Origin of the sequence: Nocardia terpenica (assembly GCF_013186535.1) — a bacterium.
GTDB lineage: Bacteria > Actinomycetota > Actinomycetes > Mycobacteriales > Mycobacteriaceae > Nocardia > Nocardia terpenica.
Genome location: NZ_JABMCZ010000001.1, coordinates 1598935 through 1608035, shown reverse-complemented (window position 1 = coordinate 1608035; position 9101 = coordinate 1598935). Strand labels below are relative to the sequence as shown.

4 protein-coding genes are annotated in these 9101 nt (G+C 70.7%); all 4 read right to left on the bottom strand.

Annotated elements, in window-relative coordinates; genetic code table 11:
• Positions 1-25: 25 nt before the first annotated feature.
• From HPY32_RS07485 to HPY32_RS07470, 4 genes are read right to left on the bottom strand one after another with little or no spacing between them, the layout of a single operon-like run.
• Positions 26-1549 (bottom strand): serine hydrolase domain-containing protein, encoded by a 1524-nt coding sequence (locus tag HPY32_RS07485; protein WP_067592087.1) that lies wholly within the window; start codon positions 1547-1549, stop codon positions 26-28.
• Positions 1539-7571 (bottom strand): non-ribosomal peptide synthetase, encoded by a 6033-nt coding sequence (locus tag HPY32_RS07480; RefSeq protein WP_067592090.1) that lies wholly within the window; start codon positions 7569-7571, stop codon positions 1539-1541. Before HPY32_RS07480 ends, HPY32_RS07485 begins: the two co-directional genes overlap by 11 nt.
• Positions 7568-7840 (bottom strand): phosphopantetheine-binding protein, encoded by a 273-nt coding sequence (locus tag HPY32_RS07475; RefSeq protein ID WP_067592093.1) that lies wholly within the window; start codon positions 7838-7840, stop codon positions 7568-7570. Before HPY32_RS07475 ends, HPY32_RS07480 begins: the two co-directional genes overlap by 4 nt.
• Positions 7833-8981 carry an NAD(P)/FAD-dependent oxidoreductase gene (locus HPY32_RS07470; RefSeq protein ID WP_067596124.1) on the bottom strand — a complete coding sequence of 383 codons (1149 nt, stop codon included), beginning with the start codon at positions 8979-8981 and terminating at the stop codon, positions 7833-7835. Before HPY32_RS07470 ends, HPY32_RS07475 begins: the two co-directional genes overlap by 8 nt.
• Positions 8982-9101: the final 120 nt, after the last annotated feature.

The window sequence follows — 9101 nt, the reverse complement described above, 5'->3', positions numbered from 1 at the left end:
CTACGGGTCCGGATGCGACGCGGTGTCAGGGATGCGGTCCGGCGAGAGCGGCCACCGGCATCGGGAATTCGGCCGTGCTCGCGCCACAGGCCAGCGCCCACAGCGCGGCCTCGGGGCCTTGCGATCGCCCGTAGTCGCGGATCGCGTCCGGGTCCGGGGCGAGAGCGGCGACGGTGTCCACGGCCGCCTCGAAGGCGGCCGGGTCCAGGCCGGGCGGGTTGCTGCCGTCGCTCGGGCGGGCGTCGAGGACCATCGATTTGGTGGTCGCCGCGTCCCAGCGTTCGGTGACGCCGAGGGTGCCGTAGGCGCGTTCGGCGGTCAGCGCGCCGATCCACGCGGCCGCCGATTCGTCGGGAATCCATGCGGGCGACGTCGGCACGATGGCGGTGCGCCCGTCCCCGACAACCTGTCGCGGTCGCGCGGGCACACCCTCGACGGCCCAGCGCCCGGCCCACTGGGCGACGATGCCCGCCGCATTCCGGTCCGCCGGATTGTGCAGCCGCATCATGTCCCACTTGTTGGTCATGGCGACGACGATCAGTCCGGCGTGCGGATAGACCCGCGCGTCCCACCAGTGGCCCCATGGATAGGCCGCCGAATGTCCCCACCACCACTGTCGGCCGAGCCGTTCGGGATTGCTGATCTCGAGGGCGATCCCGGCCCAGGTGTCGGGCGTGACGGGACTGCTGCGCAGAATTCGCGGCACCAGCATCTCGGCCACGCTCTCCGGAGACACGACGCCGGTGTCGCCCGCGGTGCTGCGCAGCAGGGACCGCAGGAGTCTCGCGTAGTCGGCGGGTGAGGTGACCATTCCGGCGGCCGGGTAGGTCGCGGCGTGGAACTCCGGTGTCGGCACGCACCAGCCGCCGAATCCCATATAGCCGACGGCACGATCGGGCCGCTGCCACAGTTCGTCCCAGTGCGACGGTCCGGGTGCGCCGGTCGGCAGCGCCGAGCCGTTCATCCGCAGCGGGCGCAGGATGTGTTCGTCGACGTACTCGGCGTAGCCGAGCCCGGTGAGATGTTCCACCGCACAACCCAACAGGGACATGCCCAGGCTCGAGTAGGCGTAGGTGCCGGGCGTGCCGAGCAGTGGGGAGACACCGCCGTACTCCGGTGTGCGGTCGGCGGCCAGGCGGCGCGCGAAATGGTCGGCGAACGGGCCGGGCCGGTGCAGGGTGGCATCGATGAAATCGGTGCGGTACCCGCCCTGGTGCGAGCCCAGCATCATCGGGGTGACCGGTGCCCCAACCGGATCGGCGGGGCGCAGGCCGGGCGGGAGAAAATCATTGATCGGCGCGTCCACCGTCATCGCCCCGGCCTCGACCATCTGCATGAGCGCGACGCCGAGCAGCGGTTTGGTCAGCGACCCGGCGGGACCGACGCTGTTGCCGGTCATCGGAATTCGCTGCGCGAGATCGGCGTACCCGGACCCGATCGTCCGCAGCTCGGTGGCCGTGGCCAGCGCGACCGCCACACCCGGCGAGCCGGTCGCGGCAACGATGTTCGGCAGCACCTCCTCGATCGCCTCGGCGAGCTCATCGAGCATGGCCGGCCTCCTCCCTGGTAGTGATTCGATCGCCGACCGGGTCGGCGGCAATGGCGGTGAAGATATCGGCCACCCGGGTGTTCGCCGGGTCCACCAGCGCGGACAGTGCCGCGGCCAGGTCGCGGCCGAGGAGAGCGACGGCGTCGGGGGTGAATCGGGCCGTGTCGTACATCAGTTGCAGCCACGGCCGTTCGTCGCCCTCGACGATGACGGTGAGCGGATAGTTGTTCGAATCGTCGGCGCGCAGCGCGTCGGGCGACAGGCCGTGCAGGGCCTCGCGGACATCGTCGCCGACGGGGAAGTTCTCGAAGACCAGGACGCTGTCGAACAGCGCGCGACCGCGCCGGATACCGGCCGCCCGTATCGCATGGACCAGCGGGGTGTGCTCGGAAGGCATTGCCGCCCTGCTGTTCTGGAGGTCGCGCAACCAATCGGCGAGGGGCCGGTCGGAGGTGGCCCGTACCCGCACCGGCAGGGTGTTGATCAGGTTGCCGATGACGAGTTCGATCCCGGTCATCCCGGATCGGCCCGCGCTGGTGGCGCCGAACACCACATCGTCGCGACCGGTGCGGCTGCTCAGCACCGCGCCCCATGCCGCCTGGCACACCGTGTTCCGGGTGAGCCGGGCGGCCCGGGCGAATCGGGTGAGCGCGGGCCCGAAATCGTCGGGCAGGTCGACCCGCAGCAGCAGGTGTCGCGAATCCGCCCCGGTGTGCCGCAGGAACGGCAGTGGCGTCGGCTCGGTGAATCCGGCGAGATAATCGGCCCAGAAGCCTGCCTCCCGATCGGCGGGCCGCTCCGCGAGCCAGGCCACGACATCGCGGAAGGGGCGGCGGGCGGGCAGCTCCGCGGGACGATCGTCGCGAATGCTGCGATACAGCGCGAGCACGTCGCCGATGAGCATGGCACTGCTCCAGCCGTCGATGACGAGGTGATGCGACTCCAGGACCACGCGCCAATTCCGGGCACCGACGCGAATCAGCGTCACGCGCACCAGCGGATCCCGCTCGAGGTCGATATCGCGGTCGCGGGATGTGGCCAGCAAGCCGTCGAGCGCGCTGTCGCGGTCCGCGGCGGACAGGCCGGTCCAGTCCAGGCGGGTGACATCGGCGCGTGGCCGCTCGTCAACCACCTGCAGCGGCCGGTCGACGGTTCGCCAGACGATCCGGGTGCGCAGCGCCGGGTGCCGCCGGAACGCCTCGGCCCATGCCCCGGCGTACGCGTCGGGGTCGATATCGCCTGCCTCCCAGGTCATTCGGGTCGTATACAGGCCGGATCCGGGCTGCTGGAGGGCGTGGAAGAGCATGCCCTCCTGCAGCGGTGTGAGCGGGTAGATGTCGGCGATGCCGCGGCAGGAACCGAAGTGCCGCGCCAGGTCCCGTGTGGTCAGCCCGGCGATCGGATAGTCGGTGGCCACCGGACATCCGGAATCGGGCCGCCCCGCCCAGGCGGCGATTTGCTCGAGGCCGGAACACAGTGCGGCACTCAGTTTTTCGATGGTCGACGCGGCGAATGCCTGCCGGTCGTAGCACAGGGCGAACCGCAGTCGTCCACCGTGTACCTGCGCCACCACCTCGAGGGGGTGGGTGTAGGCACGGGTGCCCGCCGCAGCGGCGTACAACGGGTCTCCGATGGGCCGCAGCATCCGGCCGTCCGAGGCGGTGTCGTCGGTGCGCCCCAGGTAGTTGAGCAGGACTTCGGCGGTGGGCAGGTCGGCGAACGGATTCCCGGCGGGGTGCAGAGACCGCAGCAGCCCGTAGCCGATCCCGCGGCGCGGGACGGCACGGACGGCTTCCTTGACCGCCGCGAGGCTGCCGGTCACGTCCTGGGGGTCGGACAGGTCGACGCGCACGGGGTGCACCGAGGTGAACCAGCCGACCGTGCGGGTGGTGTCCACATCGGGGAACAGCGGCTCGCGGCCGTGCCCCTCGAGATCGATGAGCAGCCGTGGCGCGCCGACCCAGCGGCGCAGGGCCATGAGCAGCGCGGTCGACACGGCATCGGCGACCGCCGAACGCTCGCCACCCGTCCGGTAGGCGATCGGGAAGTCGGTGAGCAGGGCGGTGGTGACGTCGGCCGACAGCGCGGCCTCGTGTACCACCATGTCGGCGCGGCGACCCGGTGTATCCGTGCCGCCGTCGCGGGGCAGACGCGGCACGGGCGCCTCGAGCGCGGCGCGCCACCGGGGAATCTCGTCCGCCAGTTCCGCCGAAGAACCGTAGGCCAGCAGGCGATCCGCCCACGTGCGGTAGGACGTCGTCTTGGCGGGGAGCGCGGCCCCCGGATCGGCGACCAAGGTCTCGAGGTCGGCCAACAGAATGCGCCAGGACACGGCGTCGACACACAGATGGTGAATCGCCAGCACCAGGCGCCGGTCCGCGAGCACCGCGCGCACCACGGCACCCGTCTCCGGTGCGAAACCGGCGTGGGCCTGCGAAATCGCCGCCTCGATCGGCGAATCGTGGTGTCCCCGTAGCGGTTCGATTCGCGGAAGCGATCGGTGCGGAAGGATCGTCTGGGTCCAGCCGTCCGTCTCCCGGGTGAATGCCGCCCGCAACATGTCGTGCCGGGCGACGAGCCGGTCCAGCGCCGCGTCCAGCACCGCCGGTTCCAGCTCGGGCGGTACCGACAGCACCACATATTGCGACACCCAATCGCGGCCGGGGTCACCGAGTTCGAGGTAGTCCCGTTGGATCGGGGTGAGAACCGCCGACCCGGTGATCTCCTGCTGCTCGGCCACCACAGCGGTCGCTTCGGCGGTCCGCGCGGCGGTGGCCAGCTCCCCCAGCGTCTGGTAGCGGAACAGCTGATTGGGCGAAAGCCGAAGGCCCGCGGTATCGGCGCGGGCGGCCACATCGATCGCGCGCAGCGAATCCCCGCCGAGGGCGAAGAAATTGTCGTGGACACCCACCTCGTCGACCCGCAGCACCTCCCGCCAGATATCGGCGAGCAGCCGCTCGGTGGCGGTGCGCGGCGGCACCGCCCGGCCGCTGCGCTCGATCGGCGGCTCCGGCAGGGCACGCTGGTCGACCTTGCCGTTGACGGTGAGGGGCAACTCGTCCAGCACCACGATCGCGCTCGGCACCAGATACTCGGGCACCCGCTCGACCAGGTGCGCGCGCAACCGCGCGGCCAGGGCCGCGGACTCGGGCGCCGAAACAGCCTCCGCCACAACGTAGGCGACGAGCCGCTTGGCGCCCCCGCCGTCGGCGCGCGCCACCGCGACCGCGGCGCTCACCGCCGGATGGGACTTCAGCTGCGCCTCGACCTCACCGGGCTCGATCCGGAAGCCACGCACCTTGATCTGGTAGTCGGTGCGGCCGATGAACTCCAGCGTTCCGTCCGACAGCCACCGGACCAGGTCGCCGGTGCGATACATGCGGGTCCCCGCAGCGCCGAACGGGTCCGCCACGAATCTGCCTGCGGTGAGGCCGGATCGGCCGTGGTAGCCGCGGGCCAGCTGCACCCCGGCCACGTACAGTTCGCCCGCGACACCCGGTGGCACCGGAGCGAATCCGCTGTCGAGCACGTACAGCCGAGTGTTCCACGTCGGCCCGCCCAGCGGGATGCGCTGCTCACCGGGCCGCAACCGATGAAAATTGGTCTGTCCCGAGCACTCCGCCGGACCGTACTGATTGTGCAGTTCCGCCGCGGGAAACACCTCGTGGAACCGTTGCACCAGATCGGCGGTGACGGCCTCGCCGCCGCAGTGCACCATCCGCAGCGAGCTGCACAGCGCGGCCTCCGGCTCGGCGAGGAACGCCCGCAGCATCGCCGGCACGAAATGCACGCCGGTGACCCGTTCGGCGCGAATGAGCCGGGCCAGGTACTTCGGGTCGCGCTGACCGCCGGGCGGGGCCACCACGACGGCGGCGCCGCTGGTGAGCGGCCAGAACACCTCCCACATGGAGGCGTCGAAGGTGAACGGCGCCTTCTGCAGCAGTCGATCGCCGGGACCGAGCCGGTACTCGGCCTGATCGCAGGCCAGCAGGTTGGCCGCACCCCGGTGCGGGGTGACGATGCACTTGGGTGCGCCGGTCGATCCGGAGGTGAACACCGCGTGGACCAGATTGTCCGGCGTCACACCGGTTTCCGGCGCGGCGGTGGGATATCCGGCCAGGCCGGAGAGCTCCGGATCCAGGTCGACCAACGGCAGGCCCGCCGCGGCCGCCGGATCCGCGCCCGCGCCCGCGCGGGAGACGACGGCCAGGGCGCCGGTGTCGGCGAGCAGCGTGGCGAGCCGGGCCGGTGGCTGCGCCGGATCCAGAATGGTCAGCGCCGCACCGGATTTCAGCACGCCGACCATGCCGATGACGGCCTCCGCCGACCGTTCGGCGCAGATGGCGACGATGCGTTCGGGACCGGCGCCGAGCTCGCGCAGCCGATGGGCGAGCGCATTGCCGTGGCGATCGAGTTCCCCGTAGGACAGCGATCGACCCTCGGCGCGCACCGCCACCCGGTCCGGGGTCCGGCGGGCGTGGTCGGCGAACAGCTCGTGCAGGCAACGCTGTTCGCAGTCGACGGTGGTTGCGTTCCACTCCTCGAGCACGAGGTGCAGATCCCGTTCACCGAGGAGCGGAAGCTCGGTCACGCGGGCATCGGGCCGATGGGCGGCGGCGGCGAGGATCGATCGGAATCCGTCGGCGACGCGTTCGATCGTGGCGTGGTCGTACAGATCCGCGGAGTATTCGATCCGCCCGGCCAGCAGCTCCGGGGTGTCCGCGACGGACATGGCGAGATCGAACTTGTTGGTGCCCGTCCCGGTCGGGAACGGCCGAATCGTCAACCCCGGCAGGGTCGGAGCCACCTCGGTGCCCGCCCCCGCGACGGAGTCCAGGGCCAGTTCACCGGTGGTGGCGTCGAGCGGGGTCATGACCTGGAAGCTGATCTGGTGCAGCGGGTGCACGCTCAGCTGCCGCACGGGCTGCAATTGCTCGACCAGACGATCGAACGGCAGATCCTGGTGGTCGTAGGCGTCCAGGGCGGCCCGGCGCGCACGCCGCACGGTCTCGCGGAAGGTCGGGTTGTCGGTGAGATCGATCCGCAGCACGATGCTGTTGACGAAAAAGCCGACCAGCGGCTCCAATTCGACCAGGCCGCGACCGGCGACCGGCGAGCCGATCACGACGTCGTACTCGCCGCTGTAGCGGGCCAGCAGCACCGCCAGCGCGGCCGACAGGACCATGAACAGCGTCGCGTTCTCCTGCACCGCCAGCGCGCGCAGGGTCGCGGCCGTCTGCTCGGGCAGGGTGAACATGTGCTCGCCGCCGTCGAATTGCGGTACCACCGAGCGGGTCCGGTCCGCAGGGATGGTCACGATCTGCGGAGCCCCGCGCAGTCGTTCCACCCAGTAGTCCAGATCGCTCCGCTGCCGGGCCTCCGTCTGCGGGGCGCGCTGCCAGGCCGCGAAGTCGGCGTACTGAATCGGCAGCTCCGGCAGTTCCGGAATCTGCCCCGAGCGGGTGGCGGCGTAGGCGATCGCCAGCTCCCGGTACATCACCCACAGCGACCAGCTGTCGGTGATGATGTGGTGCATCGTCAGCAGCAGGACGTGATCGTCGGGTGCCAGCTCGAGCACCGTGACGCGCAGCAGCGGTCCGTGTTCGAGATCGAACGGTTCGGCGGCCTCCGCGCGGGCGAGCCGCTCGGCGTCGGCCTCCGAATCCGCTCGGATCACCCGGACGGGAACCTCCGCCGGTGCGCCGATCACCTGTACCGGCATGCCGTCACGAACGGTGAACGTGGTGCGCAGGGTTTCGTGGCGGGCCACCAGGACACCGAAGGCGCCGCGCAGCGCGGCCACGTCGAGCGGGCCGCCGACCCGATACGCCATCGGCGCGTTGTAGACCGACTTGCGCGGCAGCAACCGGTCCAGCACCCACAATCGTTGCTGCGCATACGACATCGGCAGCGGACCGCTGCGATCCGCTCGCTCGATGGCGGGAGCCGGTGCTGCCATGCCCTCCCGCCGCATCAGCACCGACAGCAGTTGCCGGCGGCGCGCCGACTGTTCAGCGCTCATCGGCCCGACTCCTTCGACCGTGCCACCGATTCCTCGACCACGCTGCGGAATTCGCCGAAGCAGGAGGTGTCGAAGACCTGCAGCATCTCGACCTCGACCTGCAGTTCGCGGCGCAGATAGGACACGATCCGGGTAACCAGTAGCGAGTTGCCGCCGAGTTCGAAGAAGTCGTCGTCGTCCGCGATCTCCGGCACGCCGAGGGCTCGCCGCCACGACTCGGTGATGTGCCAAGTCACCGCGTCGGCCCCGGGTTCGACACTGTCAGACATAGTTCAACTCCGCACATCGCTGCCGACCGGAGAAGCGCTCGGCATGCAGGGCGTGCACGTCGACGAAGGGCGGGCGCTCGCGCACCAGATCCGCGACGATCTCGCCCACGGCGGGCGCCTGCATGAATCCGTGCCCGGAAAACCCGGTGGCGTACAGGAATCGGCCCACCCCGGCGGCCTCGCCGAGCAGCGCGTTGTGGTCGGGGGTCACCTCGTACAGTCCGGCCCAGCCGCCCGCCAGGCCGACATCGAGCAGCCGCGGTGCGCGGGCGGCCAGTGCCTCGGTCGTCTTGGCCAGCCAGGTGCCGGACTGCCGGGTCTCGAAACCGGGCTGCTCGTCCGGGTCGGACAGTCCGACGAGCAATCCGCGTCCCTCGCGCCGGAAGTACAGCGCCGAGGAGAAATCGAGCGTCATCGGCACCGGCACGTCGGGGTCGATGCGATCGGTGAAGGCGAGTTGCCGCCGGTAGGGCACCACGGGCAACCGCACGCCGACCATATCGCCGATCGTCGCCGACCACGCGCCCGCGGCGCAGATCACGGTCGACGCGGCAAGAGTGCCCCGGTTCGTGTCGACGGCGCGTATCTCGCCGTCCGCCACCCGGATTCCGGTGACCTCGCACTGCGTGATCAGCCGTGCGCCGAGCCTGCGCGCGGCGGTCGCGTAGCCCAGGACCACCGATTCGGGCGTGCAGTGGCCGTCGTCGGGCGAATAGGATGCCGCCAGCAGGCCGTCGATCTCGATCAGTGGCGAGAGACGCTGTGCCGCAACGGGATCGATCATCCGGCTGGGCACGCCGAACTCGTTCTGCAGCGCGACGCTCCGCTCGAACGCCGCCACGTCCTCCGGCCGCGACAGCAGGAACAGGTAGCCGGTGGTGTGCAGGTCGATCTCCTGGCCGAAGTCCGCGGCGAACCGCCGGTAGGCGGCCATGCTGCGCAGGGCGATCGAGATATTGAGCGGGTCGGAGAACTGCGCGCGGATCCCGCCGGCGGCGCGGCTGGTGGAACCCGCACCGAGACTGTCGCGTTCGAGCAGCACGACGTCGCGAACACCGACCCGTGCCAGGTGGTATGCGATGCTCACGCCGATGACGCCGCCGCCTACGATCACGACCCGAGCCGACGTTGGAAAGGCCATGCCGCTCATGGTCGGCGAGGGGCACTACGTGTGATGGATGGTCGGTCGCGCCGTGGCCGCCGGTCGCGACGCTGGAGGGCCCCGTGACAGCGGAACGGGCAACAGTCCGGTACGGGAGTC

Excerpts from the sequence above, each read along its gene's own strand:
- HPY32_RS07475 (WP_067592093.1), bottom strand. The coding sequence starts at position 7,840 with ATGTCTGACAGTGTCGAACCCGGGGCCGACGCGGTGACTTGGCACATC.
- HPY32_RS07470 (WP_067596124.1), bottom strand. The coding sequence starts at position 8,981 with ATGGCCTTTCCAACGTCGGCTCGGGTCGTGATCGTAGGCGGCGGCGTC.
- HPY32_RS07480 (WP_067592090.1), bottom strand. The coding sequence starts at position 7,571 with ATGAGCGCTGAACAGTCGGCGCGCCGCCGGCAACTGCTGTCGGTGCTG.
- HPY32_RS07485 (WP_067592087.1), bottom strand. The coding sequence starts at position 1,549 with ATGCTCGATGAGCTCGCCGAGGCGATCGAGGAGGTGCTGCCGAACATC.